This is a genomic window from Arthrobacter sp. 05L421 (genome assembly GCF_056397785.1).
In genome coordinates this window covers 51,784-71,002 of record NZ_JBFTOC010000014.1, presented here as the reverse complement: position 1 = coordinate 71,002, position 19,219 = coordinate 51,784, and the positions used below count along the sequence as shown (strand labels likewise).

Here is a 19,219-nt window from a genome sequence, read left to right as displayed (position 1 = left end):
AATCCCCCTAATACCCAACTGGCTCGCAGCAGGGGCCGTTTTGAACGCTCAAAACGGCCCCTGCTGCGAGCTACTTGGGTTTGGGAGTATCAGTTCAGCAGCGCATCCACGAAGGCTTCGGCGTCGAACGGCGCGAGGTCATCGGCGCCTTCGCCCAGGCCGATCAGTTTGACCGGGACGCCGAGGGACTTCTGGATGGCGACGACGATCCCGCCCTTGGCGGTGCCGTCCAGCTTGGTCAGGACAATCCCGGTGATGTTGACGACCTCGGAGAACACCCGGGCCTGGTTGAGTCCGTTCTGCCCGGTGGTGGCGTCCAGGACCAGCAGCACCTCGTCCACCTCGGCAAGCTTTTCGATGACCCGCTTGACCTTGCTGAGCTCGTCCATGAGGCCCACCTTGTTCTGCAGGCGCCCCGCGGTGTCGATCATGACGACGTCGACTTCCTGGTCGATGCCGGCCTTGACGGCCTCGTACGCCACGGAGGCCGGGTCCGCGCCGTCGATGTCCGACTTCACGGTGGGCACGCCGACGCGCTGGCCCCACGTGGCCAGCTGCTCGGCGGCGGCGGCTCGGAAGGTGTCGGCGGCGCCAAGCAGCACGTCCTTGTCCTCGGCCACGAGCACGCGGGCGAGCTTGCCCACGGTGGTGGTTTTGCCGACGCCGTTGACGCCGACCACCATCATGACAGCGGGCTTGTCGGCATGGCGCTCGACGTTCAGGCTCCGGTCCATGGTGGGGTCCACGAGCTTGATGAGTTCTTCCCGGAGCAGTGCCTTGACGTGCTCGGGGTCCCGCGTGCCGATCACCTTGACGCGTTCGCGGAGCGCGTCCACGAGCTGCATGGTCGGTTCGGTGCCGAGATCGGCCAGGAGGAGGGTCTCCTCGACCTCGTCCCAGACGTTTTCATCGATCTTGTCCGCCGAAAGCAGGGCCAGGAGCCCCTTGCCCAGGACGTTGTTGGACTTGACCAGCCGCTCCCGCAGCCGGGTCAGGCGTCCGGCCACCGGCAGCGGGGTTTCCACCGGCACGGTTTCCAGGCCGGCGGCGTCATCCGGCACCTCCACCCTTGGTTCTTCGAGCTCGACGGCGTCCGGCGGCGTCCCTGCCGGCGCCGCCGCCGGGGGACGGTCCTCCACAAGGGTCCCGGCTCCCGGGCCCTGCACGGGGTCGTTTGCGTCACGCGTGCCGGAATAGGTCTTGGTGCTCTTCCGGGTCTTCACGAGCACCGGGATCAGCACACCGATGACCACCAGGACAGCGAGAATGGGCAGAATAATGGGGAGGATGTCGTTCACTCCCCTAGCTTCTCACAAACCCCAAATGGGCCGTGGCCAGCGTTTTCGTTCCGTCTAGGCGTCCGCGCCGGCTAGGTCTCCGCTGCCGGGACGTCCGCGCTGGCTAGATCTCCACACTTAGCCGCTGGCTGATCACCGTGGAGACGCCGTCGCCGCGCATGGTGACGCCGTAGAGGGCGTCGGCGACTTCCATCGTGCGCTTCTGGTGCGTGATGACGATCAGCTGGCTGGACTCGCGGAGCTCTTCGAAGATGGTGATGAGCCGGCCCAGGTTGGTGTCATCGAGCGCCGCCTCGACCTCGTCCATGACGTAGAAGGGCGAGGGGCGTGCCTTGAAGATGGCCACCAGCAGCGCCACCGCCGTCAGGGAACGTTCGCCGCCGGAGAGCAGCGAGAGCCGTTTGATTTTCTTGCCGGCCGGGCGGGCTTCCACCTCGATCCCGGTGGTGAGCATGTCGGACGGGTCGGTCAGGACCAGCCGGCCTTCGCCCCCGGGGAACAACCGGGCGAAGACGCGGACAAACTGCCGGGAGGTGTCATCGAAGGCCTCGGCGAAGACCTTCTGGACGCGGTCGTCGACTTCCTTGATGATGTCCAGCAGATCCTTGCGGCTGGACTTCAGGTCTTCGAGCTGGGTGGCGAGGAACTGGTGGCGCTCCTCGAGCGCGGCGAACTCCTCGAGCGCCAGCGGGTTGACCTTGCCGAGGGCCGCGAGGTCGCGTTCGGCGCGTTTGAGCCGTTTTTCCTGCTCGGCCCGGACGAAGGGCTTGCCCGCGGAAATCTCGCGGCCGTCCTCGTCCACCGGGGCGCGCAGGGCGGCCCATTTGTCCGCCGAGTCGTCGGCCGGGACCGGGACGGGACGGTCCGGCCCGAAGTCGGCCACGAGCTGCTCGGCGGTCAGCCCGAGCTCCTCCACGCTTTTGAGTTCCAAGGCCTCGATCCGCAGCCGCTGTTGCGTGCGGGCGAGCTCGTCGCGGTGCACGGAGTCGGTGAGCTCGGCCAGTTCGCGGGCCAGGGCGTCGTTGCCGCTGCGGACCGCGGCAAGCTCCCGGTCCATCGACTCCTTGCGTTCCTCGGCGCTGTCCCGCGCCCGGCTGGCGAGCTCCACGGACACGTCGATGAACCCGATGATCTGCTGTACGGCGACGGCGACGGCGGCGGCCCGCCCGGCCTGGAGCCGGCGGCGGCGGGCCCGTTCGGCGGCTTCCTCGCGGGCGCGGCGTTCGGTGGCGGCGGCCCGTTCCAGCGAGGCCGCCCGGTTGCGGGTGGCCGTGAGCTGTTCCTCGGCGCTGCGCAGGGCGAGCCTGGCCTCCATTTCGGCCGTGCGGGCCAGTGAGGCGGCCAGTGCCAGGGCGTCGCGGTGCTCCGGCGAGGGTTCCTGTTCCTCGGGGGCCTCGGTGGCCGCGGCGAGCCGTGCCGTCACGGCTTCCAGGGCGTCCTGTTCGCTGACAATCTGGGCCTCGGCCCTGGCGAGGGAGGCGGCCAGGCGCTCACTCTCCCCCACGGCGCTGCGCAGCACCGCGTTCAGGTGGCCCAGCCGTTCGGCGACGGCGGCAAGTTTCGCGTCGGAATCGTGGAGTTTCGCGAGGGCCGCGTCCGCCCGGTCCTGGGCCTCGGCGCGCCGGGCCCGGGCGGTTGCAAGGGCGAAGCGATTGCGTTCGAGCCCGGCGGTGACGGCGGCCAGTTTCGCGGCGGCGTCGTCGACGGCGGCCTGGACTTCCAGCAGCGACGGCGCCGACGCGGATCCGCCGGTCACGGTCAGCGCGGTAAAGATGTCCCCGGCCCGGGTCACGGCCGTGAGGTCGGGGCGGCCCGCGATTAGCTGCGCCGCGGCGTCCAGGTCCTCGACGACGGCGACGCCCGCCAGCAGGGCGGCCAGCGGCAAGCGGGCGGCGTCCGGGTCCGCAGCCGAAACCAGCTCCGCCGCCCAGCGAGCGCCCGCTGGAAGTGTGCTCGCGCCGGTTAGCGCATTCGCCAACAGCTGCGAAGCTCCGGCCGGAACGTCGGCGAGCAGCAGCGCGGCGCGGCCGGCGTCGTCCTCGCGTAGCAGCCGCACGGCGGCGGCAGCCGTCTCCGGGTCCCGGACCACCACGGCGTCGGACGCAGTGCCGAGTGCGGCGGCGATGGCTGCCTCGAATCCGGCCTCCACGGTGATCATGGACGCGAGGGAGCCCAAGACCCCAGCCGCCAGGTTCCCCGCGGCCGCGCCGAGCACGTGCCCGGAGCCGTCCTTGCGGTTCAGTCCGAGCTGGAGGGCATCGCGGCGGGCCACGAGGGCGCCGCGTTCCCGCTCACCCTCACGCTCGGCCGCCTTCAGTGCGTCAATTTCGGCGATGACCGTGTCCAGGTCAACGCTTGCGGCCTCGTAATCGGCGTCGAGCGATTCCTCGCCGTCCTCGACGCCTGCAACCTGCGTCTCCAGGGCCGTGAACTCACTGTGCGCGTGCCGGCGGCGTTCCTCGCCGGCCTTCTGCGATTCGCGGAGGCGTCCCAGCTCAGATTGGGCCGACTCGACGCGGGATCGGGCCGCGCCGACCTGCCCGGCGAGCTTTGCCAGGCCTTCGCGCCGGTCCGCGGCGGCCCGGAGCAGGGCCGCGAGCCGCTTGTCCTCGGCGGCGGCGGCCTGTTCGGCATCTTGTTTGGCTGCTGTCGCTGCGCCCAGGGCCTCCGTCCGGTCCAGGATCTGCCCTTCCAGCCCGGCCTGCTCGTCGCGGACGCGGGCGGCCTGGACTTCCAGCTGGTCCGGATCCCGGCCGGTGTCGGGAGTCGCGTCCGCGGCGCCAAGCAGCCGGCGGCGCTCCTCGGCGAGCGAGCCGAGCGAACGGAGCCGTTCGCGCCCGGTGGAGAGTGAGTACCAGTTCTCCCGCGCGGCGTTCAGCGCGGGCGTGGCCTCGGCGGCTAGCCGTTCGAGGACCGCCTGGCGCTGCCGTCCGGCGTCGAGGTCGCGTTCGACGACGCCGCGGCGGGCCTTGAGCGCCGATTCATCCGCGACGTCCTGCGCCAACGCGGACTGCAGCTGGACGAGGTCGTCGGCCAGGAGGCGTGAGCGGGCGTCGCGGACCTCGAACTGGACGCTCTGGGCACGCCGGGCCACTTCCGCCTGCTTGCCCAGCGGGGTCAGTTGCCGCCGGATTTCGCCGGTGAGATCGCTGAGCCTGGACAGGTTGGCCTGCATGGCCTCGAGTTTGCGGACCGTCTTTTCCTTGCGGCGGCGGTGTTTGAGGATGCCGGCGGCCTCTTCGATGAAGCCGCGCCTGTCCTCGGGGGTGGCGTGCAGAACCTTGTCCAGTTGGCCCTGGCCCACAATCACGTGCATCTCGCGGCCAAGGCCGGAGTCGGAGAGCAGCTCCTGGATATCGAGCAGCCGGCAGCCGGCGCCGTTGATGGCGTATTCCGAGCCGCCGGTCCGGAACAGGGTCCGCGAGATCGTTACTTCGCTGTATTCGATCGGCAGGGCGCCGTCGCTGTTGTCGATTGTCAGCGAGACGTGGGCCCGCCCCAGCGGCGGCCGGCCCGAGGTGCCCGCGAAGATCACGTCCTCCATCTTGCCGCCGCGGAGGGTCTTGGCTCCCTGTTCGCCCATGACCCAGGCCAGCGCGTCCACGACGTTGGATTTACCCGAACCGTTGGGGCCCACCACGGCGGTGACGCCCGGCTCGAATTCAAAGGTCGTCGCTGAGGCGAACGACTTGAATCCCCGGACGGTCAGACTCTTGAGGTGCAAGGTGCTTCGGTTCTCCTGGTCGGCGGGCTGGGCCCACTGTTCGACGAATACTTGATTCGGACGGACGCGGGTGTTCGGGACGGCCCCGGATACTTCCAATCTACTGCGGCGTAGCGACAAGTCCGCGCAGAACCCGTGCAATGCCGCGGCTTTTGCCGCAGAATATGCAGGAACTGACCTCCACCGGGCATAGTTAAGCTCTTGGGCTTGCGCTCGAGGGTGCGGTAAACCGCCGAAGCGCAGGACGGACGTGAACAGGGGCTTGATTTTGGTAGGCAACGCAACATTCCGGCACAGCAACACCGCCTTACTCTCGGTGAGCAGCGTCGAAGCTCCGACGATCGTGAGTTCCATGGATTTCGACCGCAGGTTGGCTTCGACCCTGCGGCGGCTGAGGGTCCCCCCAAAGCTGCTGGAACGGGTGGCAGGCATCACGCACCGGCGCTGGTGGGCGCCCGGGACATCGTTCGACGACGCCGCCATCGAGGCGGGCGCAAAGGCCCTGGCCGAGTCCGGCGTCGAAGCGTCCGAGATTGGCCTGCTCATCAACACCTCCGTTACCCGGCGAAACCTCGAACCGTCCGTCGCGGTGAAGATCCACCACGGGCTCAGCCTGCCGTCGTCGGCCATGAACTTTGATCTGGCCAACGCCTGCCTCGGATTCGTCAACGGCATGACGCTGGCGGCCAACATGATCGATTCCGGACAGATCAAGTACGCGATGATCGTCAACGGTGAGGATGCCCAGGCAACGCAGGAGGCCACCCTGGCCCGGCTGCAGCGGCCCGAGACGACGCGCGAGGACTTCAACCGCGAGTTCGCCACACTGACCCTCGGCTCCGGAGCCGCTGCGGCCGTCCTGGGCCCGGCGGACCAGCACTCGGGGGCCCACCGCATCCTCGGCGGCGTGATGCGTGCCGGCACCGAACACCATGAACTGTGCGTGGGCGGCATCGACGGCATGGCCACCGACACCAAGGGCCTGCTCGAGGGCGGCCTGCAGCTTGTGGTGGACGCCTGGCACGAGGCCCAGCCGGAGTGGGACTGGGGTTCGATGGACCGCTACGTCACGCACCAGGTGAGCAATGCGTATACCCAGGCCATCATCGACGCCATTGACCTGGACCCGGACAAGGTGCCGATCACGTTCCCGCACTGGGGCAATGTGGGCCCGGCCTCCCTCCCAATGACCCTCGCTGCCGAAGCGCAGACTCTCGCAGCCGGGGACCGCGTGCTGTGCATGGGCGTCGGTTCCGGTCTGAACACCGCCATGGTGGAAATCGTTTGGTAGCCGCCGACTGGCCCGGCGTCGACCCCGAGTGGTCGCGCGAAATCGATGTGGCGTCCACCTCCGCCGTGGACGGGCCCGGAACCGTGCGCCGCTGGCACCTGCTCGACAACGGTGCCCAGCTCGCGCGCCGCGGCCTGACTCCTGCCGGCACCCTGCTGTGCGTGCACGGCAACCCGACGTGGTCCTACCTGTGGCGGACCCTGCTGGGCGCCGGATCCGACCCCGCACATCCGTGGCGCGTGGTGGCGGTGGACCAGCTGGATATGGGCTTCTCCGAGCGCACCGGCACGTTCCGGCGCTTGGAGGACCGGATCAACGACCTGGGCGACCTCACCGCCGCGCTCGGACTGGACGGGCCGGTGGTCACCGTCGGCCACGACTGGGGCGGCGTGATCAGCCTCGGCTGGGCCGTGGCACATCCGCAGCAGCTCGCGGGAGTGGTGCTGACCAACACCGCCGTCCACCAGCCCTCCGCCTCCCAGATCCCGCCGGCGCTGCGGCTCGCCCTGCACCCCGCCGTGCACCGCTGGGGAACGACGACGTCGGACACCTTCCTGCGCGTGACGCATTCCCTGGCCCACCCGCCGCTCGCCGCGGATGTCCGCAGCGCCTTCATGGCCCCTTACCGCGGCGCCGGCCGCCGCGCCGGCGTGGGGAACTTTGTCGCTGACATTCCCGCCGACGCGTCCCATCCCAGCTTCCCGACGCTTAGCCGCGTCGCGGAAGGGGTGCGCGGGTTGGGGGTTCCGGCCCTGATGCTCTGGGGCCCGCGGGATCCGATCTTTTCCGACCGGTACCTCAAGGACCTCATCAGCCGGCTGCCGGACGCGAAAGTTCACCGCTTTGAGGGTGCCGGCCACCTGGTCGCGGAAGACCGGGACATCGCCGCCCCCGTCTTCGAGTGGCTTGCCGAGTGCGGCCGGGACAGCGACCACGGCCTTCTGCGCATCGACGCCCCGACCGACGGACCGACCGACGGGCCGCTGCCGGAATACTCGACGCCGGAAGACGGGGCCGAGCCCCTGGAGCCCGGCACCGATGGTCCCGGCACCGGGGTCCCGCCGCTTTGGGCGCCGCTCACCGCACTGGCCGCGGGACCCACAGCCGGGGACGCCGCCGTCGCGGAAATGGCAGCGGACGGCAGCGCCGCCCGCTCGCTCAGCTGGCGGGAGCTGGAACAGAATATCGCCGCCCTCGCCGCCGGCCTGCGGGAAGCCGGTGTGGGGCACGGCAGCCGGGTGAGCCTGATGGTCCCGCCGGGCGTGGACTTGACCGTGGTCCTCTATGCCTGCCTGCGGCTCGGCGCGGTGGTCGTCGTGGCCGACGCGGGCCTGGGCACCCGCGGCCTGAGCCGTGCCGTCAAGGGCGCCACCCCGGATTTCCTCATCGGAATCGACAAGGCGCTGGCGGCTGCCTCGGTACTCGGCTGGCCGGGACGGCGCATCAGTGTCCGGGACCTGCCGGCCGCCCGGCGCCGCCTCCTCGCCGTCGAAACCTCCCTCGCCGCCCTCCGCCGCCGCGGAACCAGCCCGGAACTCCCTTGCCCGGATCCGGCCCTGGCTCCGGACCCGGATGCCCCCGCCGCCGTGCTCTTCACCTCCGGCTCCACCGGTCCCGCCAAGGGCGTGCTCTACACGCACCGGCAACTGGCCGCGATGCGGGATACCGTCGCCACAACGCTGGGGATCCGCCCGGGCGCACGCCTGGTGGCGGGCTTCGCGCCGTTCGCCCTGCTGGGACCGGCGCTCGGAGCCGTCTCGGTGACGCCCGCCATGGATGTCACCATGCCCCGCACCCTGACGGCCGGGACGCTGGCGGCCGCCGCCGCGGCCATCGACGCCACGGTGATTTTCGCGTCCCCCGCGGCCTTGCGCAACGTCCTCGCGACCCAGGACGGCCTGAGCCCGGCCGGGCACCAGGCCCTGGGGCGGGTGGAGCTGCTGCTCTCCGCCGGCGCGCCCGTCCCCGAGCCCCTCCTCGCCGAGGTGCAGCGGCTGCTGCCCCAGGCCTCTCTGCACACCCCGTACGGGATGACCGAGGCGCTGCCCGTCACCGACATCAGCTTCGAACAGATCCGCGACGCCGGGGCCGACGCCGCCGCCGGAACCGTGGCGGGGGCCGGCAATGGCGTGTGCGTGGGCTGGCCGGTGTACGGCGCCTGTGTGGCCGTTATCCCGCTCGCCGCGGACGGCACCGCACCCGGGAACAGCCCCGTCACGGAGGCGGGCGTCACCGGTGAGATCCTTGTCAGCGCCCCGCATGTGAAGGAAGCCTACGACAGGCTCTGGCTGGCCCAGCGTGAGAGCGTCCGCACGGCCGGATGGCACCGCACCGGAGACGTCGGGCACTTCGACGCCGCCGGCCGGCTCTGGGTGGAAGGTCGCCTCGCGCACGTCGTGACGGCGCCGGGTGCTGTGGTGACGCCCGTGGGCGCCGAGCAGGCCATCGAACGCCTGGACGACGTCGGGATGGCCGCCGTCGTCGGGGTCGGCCCGTCCGGGACCCAGGCCGTCGTCGCCGTCGTCGAAACCGTCCCGCCTGCCCGCCGGGCCGGCCCCGCCGCGCCGCAGCTGGCAGGCCGGGTACGGGACGCCGCCCGGGCGGCAGGCGTCAGCGTCTCCGCGGTGCTCGACGTCCCGTCCCAGCCGACCGACATCCGCCACAACGCCAAAATCGACAGGACCCGTCTGTCCAGGTGGGCGTCAAAGGTGCTGGCCGGCGGCCGTCCGGGCACGCCGTGAAGGTCCTCGTCACGGGCGCGAGCGGCCTGCTCGGCCGCGAAGTGGCCCGGCTGCTGGTGCGGCAGGGCCACTCCGTCACCACGTTCCAGCGCCGCCCCTCCGGCGTCGACGGCGCCGCGGACCTCTGCGGCTCCGTCGCGGACCAGGACGCCGTCCGCCGGGCCGTTGACGGCGCCGAGGGCGTCATTCACCTGGCCGCGAAGGTCTCCTTCACGGGCCGCGCGGCGGAGTTCGATGAGGTGAACGTCGAAGGCACGCGCCGCCTGCTCCGGGCCGCACGCGAGGCCGGCGTGCGGGACCTGGTGTTCGTCTCCTCCCCCTCCGTGGCCAACTCCGGAACCGCCATCGCCGGGCTGGGCGCCGGGCCGGCGGACCCGGTCCGCGCGCATGGCGACTACTCCCGCACCAAGGCCGAGGCCGAACTGCTGGCGCTGGCCGCGGACGCGCCGGACTTCCGGGTCGCGGCGGTGCGTCCGCACATCGTCTGGGGCCCCGGCGACACCCAACTAGTGGAACGGGTGCTGGACCGTGCCGGCCGCGGCCGCCTGCCGCTGCTCGACGCCGGCGCAGCCCTGATCGACACCACCTACGTGGACAACGCCGCTGCGGCCATCGTCGCTGCGCTGCACCGCATGGAGCACATCCACGGCCGGGCGCTCGTGGTCAGCAACGGCGAACCCCGCCCGGTCGGCGAGCTGCTGGCAGGTATTTGCGCCGCGGGCGGCGTCCCTGCGCCGTCGTGGAGGGTGCCGGGCAGCCTCGCGCGTGCTGCAGGATCGGTGATAGAGAAGGCATGGTCCCGGTCGGGCCGGGCCGGGGAGCCGCCGATGACCAGGTTCCTCGCCGAACAGCTCTCCACCGCCCACTGGTTCGACCAGCGCGAGGCCCGGGAACTCCTCGACTGGACCCCTGCCGTTTCGCTTGACGAGGGCCTGGCGAGGCTGGCCGGGCACTACGCCCGGGCTCCCCTTACCAGCGGCCGTTCCGGGGCCTGGGCTGGCAGACGGGACAGGTGTACGAGGAACGGTTCATGAACTGTTCCCGCTTCATCAGGCTGACCCGGCCCGCGGCGGCGCAGCGCCTGCACTCCTGGCCCTCCCGGCCGTAGGCGTTCAGGGAGCGGTCGAAGTACCCGGAGGCTCCGTTGACGTTGACGTAGAGCGAATCGAAGCTGGTGCCGCCGGCGGCCAGCGCATCCGTCATGACCCCGCGGGCGGCGTCGAGGAGCCGCAGGGCGTCGGCGCGGCGCAGGGTATCGGTGGGCCGGGCATAGTGCAGCTGCGCCGTCCAGAGGGCCTCGTCCGCGTAGATGTTGCCGATCCCGGAGACCAGGCCCTGGTCCAGCAGTGCCCGCTTGAGCCCGGTTTTGCGCGCCCGCAGGCGCCGGTAGAAGGCGTCGAAGGAGAACCAGGGGTCCAGCGGGTCCCGGGCAATGTGCGAGGCTTCCTCGGCAATGAGCGGCAGCGGCGTTTCGGCCAGGCCGCCGGGGCCGCCGTCGTCAGTGGGGATCAGGGACGTGATGAACAGGCCACCGAAGATGCGCTGGTCCACGAACCGGAGCTGATCGGGCATGCCGTCGGCGGGGCTGAGCCGCAGCCTGACCTTGAGGTGTTTTTCGTCCGGAACTCCGGGGTCCTGCATCAGCAGCTGACCGGACATGCCAAGGTGGGCCATGAGTGCGACGGCGGGGGCCGGCCCTGAGTCCGGGCGGGGCTCTCCGGACAGGTCACCATTCCCGGACGTGTCACCACTCCCGGGCGCGGCGGGCGTGTCCGCCAGCGGCATCCAGAGGAATTTGCCGCGCCGGACCACGTCCAGCACCCGGGCGCCCTCAAGGTTGCCGGCAAAGTCTTCCGGGCCCAGGGCGTGCCGGCGCAGGGAACGCGGGTCCAGCACATCCACGGAAGTGATGGTCCGGCCCCGCACCCAGCTCACCAGGCCGCGCCGGACCACCTCAACCTCGGGCAGTTCAGGCAACGCTGCCGCCTAGCTGCCGGTCTGCGTGTGCAGCTGCTGCGTGTCGGGCACGGACGGGGCGGTCAGCCGGCGCCAGGCGTCGGCGGCGGCTTCCTGCTCGGCTTCTTTCTTGGAGTTTCCGCTGCCGGTGCCGTAGTCGGTGCCACCGATCCGCAGCACGGCCTCGAACGTCCGGGCGTGGTCCGGTCCGGAGCCGTCAACCGCGTAGTTAATGGTTCCGAGCTGCCGGCTGGCCGCCAATTCCTGGATGGACGTCTTCCAGTCGGTGCCGGCGCCGAGGGCGGCGGCATCCTTCAACAGCGGGCCGACCAGCCGCATGACCAGCTGCCGTGCCGTCTCGATGTCATTGGAGAGGTAGGTGGCGCCGATCAGCGCCTCCATGGTGTCCGCCAGGATGGAGGCCTTGTTCTTGCCCTCGGTGAGCTTCTCGCCCTGTCCGAGGTAGATGTATTCCCCTAGCCCGATGCTGCGGCCTATGCCGGCCAGGGCCCGGGTGCTGACGACGGCGGAACGGCGCTTGGCCAGATCACCTTCGGGCAGCGTGGGGTTATCGCGGTACAGCGCGTCCGTCACGGAGAAACCCAGGATGGAATCGCCCAGGAACTCGAGTCGTTCGTTGGTGGGAATGCCGCCGTTTTCGTAGGCGTAGGAACGGTGTGTGAGCGCAAGACGAAGCGTCCCGGCGTCAATAGTGACACCGAGACGCTTCAGAAGCTCTTCAGTTGAAGACATCTTTTTCAGCCTGTTGGCGGATTAGACGTCTGCGACCTTGCGGCCCTTGTATTCAAGGAACAGCGCGGTGCCAGCCGAGTCGGTAACGACCTTTGCCTGGTGCGGCAGGCTGTAAACAACCTGGCCGTTCTCTACGGTCTTCACCAGGTGGGGGGCAGTTGCCTTCCACTGGGAGCGGCGGGCGCGGGTATTCGAGCGAGACATTTTCCGCTTCGGGACAGCCACGGCTAACTCATTTCTCTCTAGAAAAACACTTACAAATCAGTTTTGCCGGTCAGGCTTAGCCAAGTCAGCCAGGGCGGCCCAGCGAGGATCTACGACCTCGTGGTGATGCCCCGGCTCGTCTTCCAGGCGTGCTCCACATTCGGAACAAAGGCCCTGGCAGTCTTCCCGGCATACCGGCTGGAACGGCAGTATGGTGACAACTGCGTCCCGCAACACCGGCTCAAGATCGATCAGATCGTGCTCGACTCGACGTTGCTCTTCTTCGTCTTCTTCGTCGGAGAACACAGCGTCCTCGTAGAAGAAAAATTCTTGCACATCGACCTCTTGGTCATACGCAAGGGGATCCAGGCATCGGCCGCATTCGCCAGTTACTTCAACGTGCGCGGTTCCTGATACCAAAATTCCTTCGTGTACGGCCTCAAGTCGCAGGTCCAGCTCGACATCCGAGCCTTCCTGCACGCCAATGAGCGCCACGCCAAGATCACTTGGCGCGGGTACATGTTCCGTCAGCGTTCGCATGCTTCCCGGACTGCGTCCGAGGTCCTTGACGTCGAACGCCAAGGGCGAACTAGCATCTCGTTTAATGAGAACTCCTGTTGAACATATGACCGACGTACTATCTTAGCCTGAACTTCCAGACGGACTCAAACTGGGGGCACGCCGGCGGTTTACACCACAAAGCGGCCTTGGATTCGGGCCACGCAACCGGCAGCAGGCCGCCGAGTACCGGTCAAGCTTACACTTTGCGCGCCCGGTTCTGGACCGGCTCGCCCGGAGCCAGCCGTTTCAGCACCGACCGGGGTACAAAGTCCGAGACGTCCCCGCCCAGGGCGAAGACCTCTTTGATGAGGGTGGAGGACAGGTGCAGGTAGTGGCTTTCCGCCGGCAGGAACACCGTCTCGACGCCGGTCAGCTGCCGGTTCATCGTGGCCATCGGCAGCTCGTAGTCGAAGTCCGAGGACGAGCGCAGGCCCTTGACGATCGCGGACACACCGCGCTGCCTGCAGTACTCGGCCAGGAGCCCCTCCCCCACGGGTTCCACCACGATTCCGCGCAAGGACGCGAACGTTTCCTTGGCCATGTCGATCCGCTCCTCAACGCTGAAGCGGTACTTCTTGGCGTAGTTCGTTGACACGGCCACGATCACCTCGTCGAAGAGGCCCGCGGCGCGCGCTATGACTTCAAGGTGTCCATTATGAATGGGGTCAAAGGAGCCAGGGCAAACAGCGCGTCTCATGCTCCGAACCTACCGTATCCGCGCCGCAGGCCGGGATAACATGGCTGAATGTCCCAGCTCCCTCCCCAGTTCCCGTGGCAGCGCGCCGCAACCGGTGCCAACTTGCTCTCCCCCGGCGGTTCGCTGGGCGTCACGATCTTCGAGGAGATGACCACCCTGGCGCTCAGCACGGGCGCCATCAATCTCGGCCAGGGCTTTCCGGACGAGGACGGCCCCGTTGAGATCAAGGAGGCCGCCCAGGCCGCCATCGCCGCCGGAGCCAACCAGTATGCGCCCGGCAAGGGCATCCTGCCCCTCCGGGAGGCGATCGCAGTCCACCAGGAGCGGTTCTACGGGCTGACCCCCGATCCCCAGACCGAGGTCATCGTCACCACCGGCGCCACGGAGGCCATCGCCGCATCGCTGCTGGCGCTGGTCGGTCCCGGCGATGAGGTGCTCACGTTCGAACCGTTTTATGACTCCTACGGCGCCATCATCGGACTCGCCGGCGCCACGCACGTCACGGCCCCGCTCCTGGCACCGGACTTCATGCCGGACCTGGCCGCGCTCGAGGCCGCGTTCAGCAACCGCACCAAGGTTGTGCTGATCAACAATCCGCACAACCCAACCGGCGCCGTGTTCCCCCGCGAGGTGCTTTCGCGCGTCGTCGAACTTGCCGCGAAATACGACGCCGTCATCATCACCGACGAAGTGTATGAGCACCTGACCTTCGGTGTGCAGCACATCCCGCTGGCCACCCTGCCCGGTGCGGCCGAGCGCACGCTGACCATTTCCTCGGCCGGCAAGACGTTCTCCTTCACCGGCTGGAAGATCGGCTGGCTCTCCGGACCGGAGCACCTCGTGGCCGCCGCCCGGACGGTCAAGCAGTTCCTGAGCTACAGTTCCGGCACGCCGTTCCAGGCCGCGATCGCGGTGGGGCTGGGGCTCCCGGACGAGTTCTACGCCGGGATCGCCGACACGCTCCGGCACAAGCGCGACGTCCTCAGCGAGGGACTTCGCGCGGCCGGCCTCGACGTCCTGACGCCGCAGGGCACCTACTTCGTGAATGTGGACACCTCTCCGCTGGGGATCACCGATTCCGTGGAGCTGGCCCGCAGGCTCCCGGCGCTGGTGGGCGTCGCAGCGATCCCGGTGCCGGTCTTCTGCCACCCCGACGGCGCCGAGCGCACCCGTAGCCTGCTCCGCTTCGCTTTCTGCAAGCAGCTGCACGTCCTGGAGGAGGCCGCCGAGCGGCTGGCGACCTTGCGCGACAGGCTGTGAGCATGACCGGGCAGCAACCCGACGCCTCGCGGTTCCTGCGGACCACCGGGCAGCACGCCACGATCGAACCGGATCCCTTCACCGACGGCAGCTTTGTGCTGAGCATCGGCGGCGCTGAGCAGTCCCACGTCAACCTGGCCGATCCCGCGGACATCTTCTATGAATACCTGCGCAGGATCGGGCACGTGGTGGACCTCGCGGCGCCGTGGGGCGAGCCCATCAGCGCGCTGCACTTGGGCGCTGGCGCACTGACGCTGGCCCGCTACATCCAGGCCACCCGGCCCGGCTCGGTCCAGTATGCGGTGGAGCTGGAGCGGGAGCTGCTGGACTTCGTGCTGGCACAGCTGCCCCTGCCGGAGGGAACGCAGCTGCACCCTGTGATCGGCGATGCCCGCGACGCCCTCGGCGGGCTCCCGGCGGAACTGCGGTTCGACGTCGTGATCCTGGACATCTTCTCCGGGCCCGAGGCGCCGGAACACATCGCGTGCACAGAGTTCTACCAGGAGGCGGCGGCCAGGCTGACGCCGCGCGGGGTATTGATAGTCAACGTGGGCGACGAACCCGGGCTGACCCTGGTCCGAAGTCAGGTCGCGGCCATGCGCCGGGCCATGGCCGACGTCTCGGCCTTCGCCGAGGCCGGAATGTTCACCGGCCGGTACCCCGGGAACATCATCCTGACCGGGACGCAGGGCCCGTGGCCGGAGGTCTGGACGGCGGCGCTCACGGCGCGCGGCCCGCATCCGGCCAGGCTGCTGGCCGGCGTCGAACTGGACGTGCTGGCCGGCTAGTCCCCGACCTCTACGTCCGCGGCGTCCGCGGCTTCCACGCCTTCTGCAGCTTCCACGCCCGGCTCGGCGAACCACAGCCGGGTTTCGCCGTACTTTTTCTCGGCAAACCGTTCCATGCCCTCGGGCCATGCCGGCTCGGGGCTCCGGGAGGAGCGTTCCACCACCACGACGGCCCCCGAGCCCAGGTGCGGCACCAGCTTGGCCAGCACGGCAGCGAGTGCCGGCTCGTCCAGGGGGTAGGGCGGGTCCAGGAACACCAGGTCCCAGCGAAGGGCCTCGACGGTCCGGTCCAGGAAGGATTCGACCTTGGAGCGGTGCACGGAGACCACCTTGCGGCGCGTGACGGTGTTGACCAAGTCAGCGTTGCGCTGGCAGACAGCGGACGCCTTGGCATCGAATTCGACCAGGTCCACGGAGTCGGCGCCGCGGCTGCCGCTCTCCACCCCCAGCGAGCCGGATCCTGCGTACAGATCCAACACTCGGGCGCCGGCAATGACGTCGAAGGCGTCCAGCCGGGAGAACAGCGCTTCCTTGACCCGGTCCGTGGTGGGCCGTGTCAGGCTCCCGGGGACGCTGACCAGTGGGCTGCCGCCGGCCGCGCCGGAAATGATCCGGCTCATGGCCGAAGCCCTTGATGTGTGGTCCTAGCCGCGTTCAAGGAACGCCTCCTTCTCGGGGTTCAGGTATTCATCGATCGCGGCCGCGAGCCGGGGCTGGCCGGCCAATGTGGGATCGGCGGCCACGATCCGCTGGGCGTCCTGCCGGGCCCGGGCAATCACGTCCTCGTGTTCGAGGACGCGCAGCAGCTTCAGGGTGGAGCGCCCGCCGGACTGCGAGGCGCCCAGGATGTCGCCTTCGCGGCGGAGCTTGAGGTCCTCCTGGGACAGTTCGAAGCCGTCGGTGGTGGCGGCCACGGCATCGAGCCGGCGCCGGCTCGGATGGCCCGGCTCCAGGGTGGTGACCAGCAGGCAGGTCCCGGGCAGCCCGCCGCGGCCCACCCGGCCGCGCAGCTGGTGGAGCTGGGAGATGCCGAACCGGTCCGCGTCCAGGATCACCATGAGCGTGGCGTTGTGCACGTCCACGCCCACCTCAATCACGGTGGTGGAGACGAGCAGTTTGGTCTGATTGGCCGTGAAGGAGGCCATGGTCTCGGACTTCAGCGCCGGGTCCTGCCGGCCGTGCAGCGGCGCCACCGCCACCCCCGCGAGGGCCGGTTCGTCCTGCAAGAGTTCCACGACGCCGGTGACGGAGGCGAGTTCCCGCGAGCCGTTCTCGCCTTCGAGGTCCGCAGCGGACGGTGCGGCCTCGCCCGGGGTGAAGTCGCCGTCGTCGTCCGTGCCGATCTTGGGGCAGACCACGTAGACCTGATGGCCGGCGTCGATCTCCTCCCGCGAACGGGACCAGATGCGGGTGGCCCAGGCCGGGTGTTCCGCGAGGCCCACCACGTGCGTGGAGATCGGGGCGCGGCCGGCGGGGAGCTCATCCAGCACGGAGGTTTCGAGGTCTCCGAACACGGTCATGGCCACAGTCCGGGGAATCGGGGTGGCGGTCATGACCAGGAGGTGCGGCGGTTTGCTGGCCTTGGCCCGGAGGGCGTCGCGCTGTTCCACGCCGAAGCGGTGCTGTTCGTCCACCACAATCAGGCCGAGGTCATAGAAGGACACGTTGTCGCTGAGCAGGGCGTGGGTGCCGATCACGATGCCCGCCGTTCCGGAGGCCGCGTCCAGCATGGCCTGCTTCCGCGCCGCGGTGGGCATGGAGCCTGTGAGGAGGGTGACCTGGACGGCGTCGGGGCCCAACCCGCCGAGCATCCCGTCCCGGGAGAGCGGTCCGAGCGTGCGCCGGATGGATTCATAGTGCTGGGCGGCGAGAACTTCCGTGGGGGCCAGGAGGGCAGCTTGTCCCCCGGCGTCCACCACCTGCAGCATGGCGCGCAGGGCCACGATCGTTTTGCCGGAGCCCACCTCGCCCTGGAGCAGCCGGTTCAGGGGCGAGTCCTGGGCGAGCTCGTCGGAGAGCGTCTTGCCGACGGCGGCCTGGCCGGCGGTCAGCGTGAACGGCAACTGGCGGTCGAAGGCGGGCAGCAGCCCGTCCGGTGCCGGGCGGCGGGCTGTTGCTTCCTCGGCGCTGAGCTGGGCGCGGCGGCGGGCCAGGGCCGACTGGAGCACCAGGGCTTCCTGGTAGCGGAACCTGTCGCGGGCTCGCTGGAAGTCCGCCGGGGTTTGCGGGGCGTGGATCAGCCGGTAGGCGTCCGCGACCGGCAGGAACTTCTCCCGCGCCGCGATTTCCGCGGGCAGCGGGTCGCCGAGGGTTTCGAGATCCGCGGTGTCCAGCAGGGTCGAGATGACCTTCTGGATGGACCAGCTGGTGAGCTTGGCCGTGGCCGGGTAGACCGGGATCGGCATGGCGGCGAGCTTCTCCGGGTCGATGCCCGGGGTGTCGGGGTCCTCGTCGAGCAGCAGGAAATCAGGGTTGGTCAGGCCGAGGGATCCGCCGTAGCGGGTGACCTTGCCGGAAAACATGGCGCGCCGGCCCGGCTGCAGTTCCGCTTTGGCCCGGAACCCGTTGAAGAAGCTGACCTTGAGCGTGCCCGGCAGCGCTCCGCCGGCGTCGTCGGAGATCACGACGTCGGTGAGGGAACCGCGCCGGGCGCGCATGGATCGGGTGCTGTTGGAGACCACCCGGGCGATCAGGGTCACTTCCTCGTCCAGCGGGACCTCGCTGATGGGCGTCAGCTCGCCGCGGCTGAGGTAGCGGCGGGGGAAGTAGTTCAGGAGCCCGCCGACGGTGGTGATGCCAAGGTGTTTTTCGATGACAGCCGCCGAGCGTTTGCCGATGCGGCGCTCGAGGCCCAGTTCAAGTTCAGCGTGCATGTCCGTCGGGGTTTCGGGTTTCGGCGGCAACTGCGAGAGCATCGGAGGCAGCAGCGGTGGCGGCAACGGAGGCAGCAACGGTGGCGGCCTGTGGTTGCGGGTCGCGGGGCACTGCGAGCTCACTCACGGAAATGTCCGTGGGCTCACCCAGGGAACGAATCAGCGCGACCGCGGGTTCGGCATCCAGAACATGGACGTGAACGCGCCAGCGGTACTGCCCGGGGGCCTCCCCGGCCCCGCCGACCTGGCTCATGATCACGGAGTCGCCCATTTCGTCGAGCCGTTGGCGCAACATGGCGGCATCCAGGGGAGACAGGGAGATGGTGCACATGACTTCGACGCCTTCGTCGCGCGGCATGCCGACGTGGATGTGCGGGTCCTGGACGTCGTAGCCGTGCAGGCCATCCAGCAGTTCGCTTTGGAGCTCCTCGCCCAGCACAGCGGAGCGGAGGCAGTCCAGGATCAGGAGCATACCCACGCCGCCGGCGTCCACCACATGGGCAGCTTGCAGGGCATCGAGCTGATTCTCCGTGCGCACCACGGCGGCCAGGGCTGCCTCGACGGCGGCGTCCAGGGCCCGTCCGAGGGTCTGGTTGCTGTCATCGCCGTCGTGGGCAGAGTCCACGGCGGCCGCGGCACGGGCGGCGGCTTCCATGACGGAGAGCATGGTGCCGGGCACGGGATCACTCAGCGCGGACCAGGCCCGGATCTGGGCCCGGTTCAGGGCCGCGGCCAGCAGCGGTGAGCTGATCCTGGTGTGCCCGGCCAGCGGCTCGGCGGCGGCCGCGAGGAAGACGGCAAACAGGGTTCCGGAGTTGCCACGGGCTTGTTCCATGGCCACCTGGCCGGCCTGCGCCAGGACGGCGCCGACGTCGTGCGGGTCAGCGGCGGTGCTCGGATCCGTGTCTCCACCGACCACGGCGTCCGCGGCGTGCGCCGCGGCCCGGACGGTCAGGTAGAGGTTCGTGCCCGTGTCGCCGTCGGCAACCGGAAAGATGTTGATGGCGTTCAGGCGGTCGCTGTGGTTGCCGAGCGTGGTCTCCGCCTTGCTCAACCACCGCTTCATCGCTTGC

Annotated in this window: 15 protein-coding genes; 5 read left to right on the top strand and 10 right to left on the bottom strand. The window is 69.5% G+C overall.

All coding sequences use genetic code 11. From position 1 onward, the window contains the following. Positions 1 to 89 precede the first annotated feature (89 nt). Positions 90 to 1,298 (bottom strand): signal recognition particle-docking protein FtsY, encoded by a 1,209-nt coding sequence (gene ftsY / locus AC1DKQ_RS15975; RefSeq protein WP_476919562.1) that lies wholly within the window; start codon positions 1,296 to 1,298, stop codon positions 90 to 92. A gap of 103 nt (positions 1,299 to 1,401) precedes the next feature. Then, positions 1,402 to 5,022 (bottom strand): chromosome segregation protein SMC, encoded by a 3,621-nt coding sequence (gene smc, locus AC1DKQ_RS15970; protein WP_476884827.1) that lies wholly within the window; start codon positions 5,020 to 5,022, stop codon positions 1,402 to 1,404. Between the two features lie 268 nt (positions 5,023 to 5,290). Here smc and AC1DKQ_RS15965 point away from each other — a divergent pair, with 268 nt between their 5' ends. Genes AC1DKQ_RS15965 through AC1DKQ_RS15955 form a run of 3 tightly spaced genes read left to right on the top strand, consistent with a single transcriptional unit; the run spans position 5,291 to position 10,088 of the window. Beyond that, positions 5,291 to 6,313, top strand: a complete 1,023-nt coding sequence (locus tag AC1DKQ_RS15965; protein WP_476884796.1) for a 3-oxoacyl-ACP synthase III — start codon at positions 5,291 to 5,293, stop codon at positions 6,311 to 6,313. After that, positions 6,307 to 9,054: an alpha/beta fold hydrolase gene (locus AC1DKQ_RS15960; RefSeq protein WP_476919561.1), complete on the top strand. Its 2,748-nt coding sequence runs from the start codon at positions 6,307 to 6,309 to the stop codon at positions 9,052 to 9,054. The genes AC1DKQ_RS15965 and AC1DKQ_RS15960 overlap by 7 nt, the downstream gene beginning before the upstream one ends. Then, positions 9,051 to 10,088, top strand: a complete 1,038-nt coding sequence (locus AC1DKQ_RS15955; RefSeq protein ID WP_476919560.1) for an NAD-dependent epimerase/dehydratase family protein — start codon at positions 9,051 to 9,053, stop codon at positions 10,086 to 10,088. Before AC1DKQ_RS15960 ends, AC1DKQ_RS15955 begins: the two co-directional genes overlap by 4 nt. Here AC1DKQ_RS15955 and mutM read toward each other — a convergent pair. The 5 genes from mutM to coaD form a co-directional block, all read right to left on the bottom strand. Then, on the bottom strand, positions 10,024 to 11,031 hold the full coding sequence (gene mutM / locus AC1DKQ_RS15950; RefSeq protein WP_476919559.1) for a bifunctional DNA-formamidopyrimidine glycosylase/DNA-(apurinic or apyrimidinic site) lyase: 1,008 nt from the start codon (positions 11,029 to 11,031) through the stop codon (positions 10,024 to 10,026). The two genes, AC1DKQ_RS15955 and mutM, sit on opposite strands and share 65 nt — an antisense overlap. A 9-nt stretch (positions 11,032 to 11,040) precedes the next feature. After that, on the bottom strand, positions 11,041 to 11,763 hold the full coding sequence (rnc, locus tag AC1DKQ_RS15945) for a ribonuclease III (RefSeq protein ID WP_476919558.1): 723 nt from the start codon (positions 11,761 to 11,763) through the stop codon (positions 11,041 to 11,043). A gap of 21 nt (positions 11,764 to 11,784) precedes the next feature. Beyond that, a complete protein-coding gene (gene rpmF, locus AC1DKQ_RS15940) occupies positions 11,785 to 11,988 on the bottom strand; it encodes a 50S ribosomal protein L32 (protein WP_056738282.1) in 204 nt (67 codons plus the stop codon). Positions 11,989 to 12,024: 36 nt separating this feature from the next. Beyond that, complete coding sequence (locus AC1DKQ_RS15935; RefSeq protein WP_476919557.1) at positions 12,025 to 12,549, bottom strand: YceD family protein; 525 nt, start codon at positions 12,547 to 12,549, stop codon at positions 12,025 to 12,027. 175 nt (positions 12,550 to 12,724) lie between these two features. Next, positions 12,725 to 13,225 carry a pantetheine-phosphate adenylyltransferase gene (gene coaD / locus AC1DKQ_RS15930; RefSeq protein ID WP_277523428.1) on the bottom strand — a complete coding sequence of 167 codons (501 nt, stop codon included), beginning with the start codon at positions 13,223 to 13,225 and terminating at the stop codon, positions 12,725 to 12,727. A gap of 48 nt (positions 13,226 to 13,273) precedes the next feature. Here coaD and AC1DKQ_RS15925 point away from each other — a divergent pair, with 48 nt between their 5' ends. Together AC1DKQ_RS15925 and AC1DKQ_RS15920 are read left to right on the top strand one after the other, a co-directional pair. Continuing rightward, a complete protein-coding gene (locus AC1DKQ_RS15925; RefSeq protein WP_476919556.1) occupies positions 13,274 to 14,485 on the top strand; it encodes an aminotransferase class I/II-fold pyridoxal phosphate-dependent enzyme in 1,212 nt (403 codons plus the stop codon). A gap of 2 nt (positions 14,486 to 14,487) precedes the next feature. Then, positions 14,488 to 15,273 carry a spermidine synthase gene (locus AC1DKQ_RS15920; RefSeq protein ID WP_476919555.1) on the top strand — a complete coding sequence of 262 codons (786 nt, stop codon included), beginning with the start codon at positions 14,488 to 14,490 and terminating at the stop codon, positions 15,271 to 15,273. On the opposite strand, the gene rsmD is transcribed toward AC1DKQ_RS15920, so the two are convergent. The 3 genes from rsmD to AC1DKQ_RS15905 are packed head-to-tail and all read right to left on the bottom strand — an operon-like array spanning position 15,270 to position 19,212. Further along, positions 15,270 to 15,893: a 16S rRNA (guanine(966)-N(2))-methyltransferase RsmD gene (gene rsmD / locus AC1DKQ_RS15915; RefSeq protein ID WP_476919554.1), complete on the bottom strand. Its 624-nt coding sequence runs from the start codon at positions 15,891 to 15,893 to the stop codon at positions 15,270 to 15,272. The two genes, AC1DKQ_RS15920 and rsmD, sit on opposite strands and share 4 nt — an antisense overlap. Positions 15,894 to 15,917: 24 nt before the next feature. Further along, on the bottom strand, positions 15,918 to 18,146 hold the full coding sequence (locus AC1DKQ_RS15910) for an ATP-dependent DNA helicase RecG (RefSeq protein ID WP_476919553.1): 2,229 nt from the start codon (positions 18,144 to 18,146) through the stop codon (positions 15,918 to 15,920). Beyond that, complete coding sequence (locus AC1DKQ_RS15905; RefSeq protein WP_476919573.1) at positions 18,136 to 19,212, bottom strand: DAK2 domain-containing protein; 1,077 nt, start codon at positions 19,210 to 19,212, stop codon at positions 18,136 to 18,138. Before AC1DKQ_RS15905 ends, AC1DKQ_RS15910 begins: the two co-directional genes overlap by 11 nt. Positions 19,213 to 19,219 lie beyond the last annotated feature (7 nt).

What these genes read in the sequence shown, in the direction of transcription:
- rnc (WP_476919558.1), bottom strand. Translation starts at nt 11,763, where the DNA reads ATGTCTTCAACTGAAGAGCTTCTGAAGCGTCTCGGTGTCACTATTGAC.
- coaD (WP_277523428.1), bottom strand. Translation starts at nt 13,225, where the DNA reads ATGAGACGCGCTGTTTGCCCTGGCTCCTTTGACCCCATTCATAATGGA.
- AC1DKQ_RS15925 (WP_476919556.1), top strand. Translation starts at nt 13,274, where the DNA reads ATGTCCCAGCTCCCTCCCCAGTTCCCGTGGCAGCGCGCCGCAACCGGT.
- AC1DKQ_RS15920 (WP_476919555.1), top strand. Translation starts at nt 14,488, where the DNA reads ATGACCGGGCAGCAACCCGACGCCTCGCGGTTCCTGCGGACCACCGGG.
- rsmD (WP_476919554.1), bottom strand. Translation starts at nt 15,893, where the DNA reads ATGAGCCGGATCATTTCCGGCGCGGCCGGCGGCAGCCCACTGGTCAGC.
- AC1DKQ_RS15910 (WP_476919553.1), bottom strand. Translation starts at nt 18,146, where the DNA reads ATGCACGCTGAACTTGAACTGGGCCTCGAGCGCCGCATCGGCAAACGC.
- AC1DKQ_RS15905 (WP_476919573.1), bottom strand. Translation starts at nt 19,212, where the DNA reads ATGAAGCGGTGGTTGAGCAAGGCGGAGACCACGCTCGGCAACCACAGC.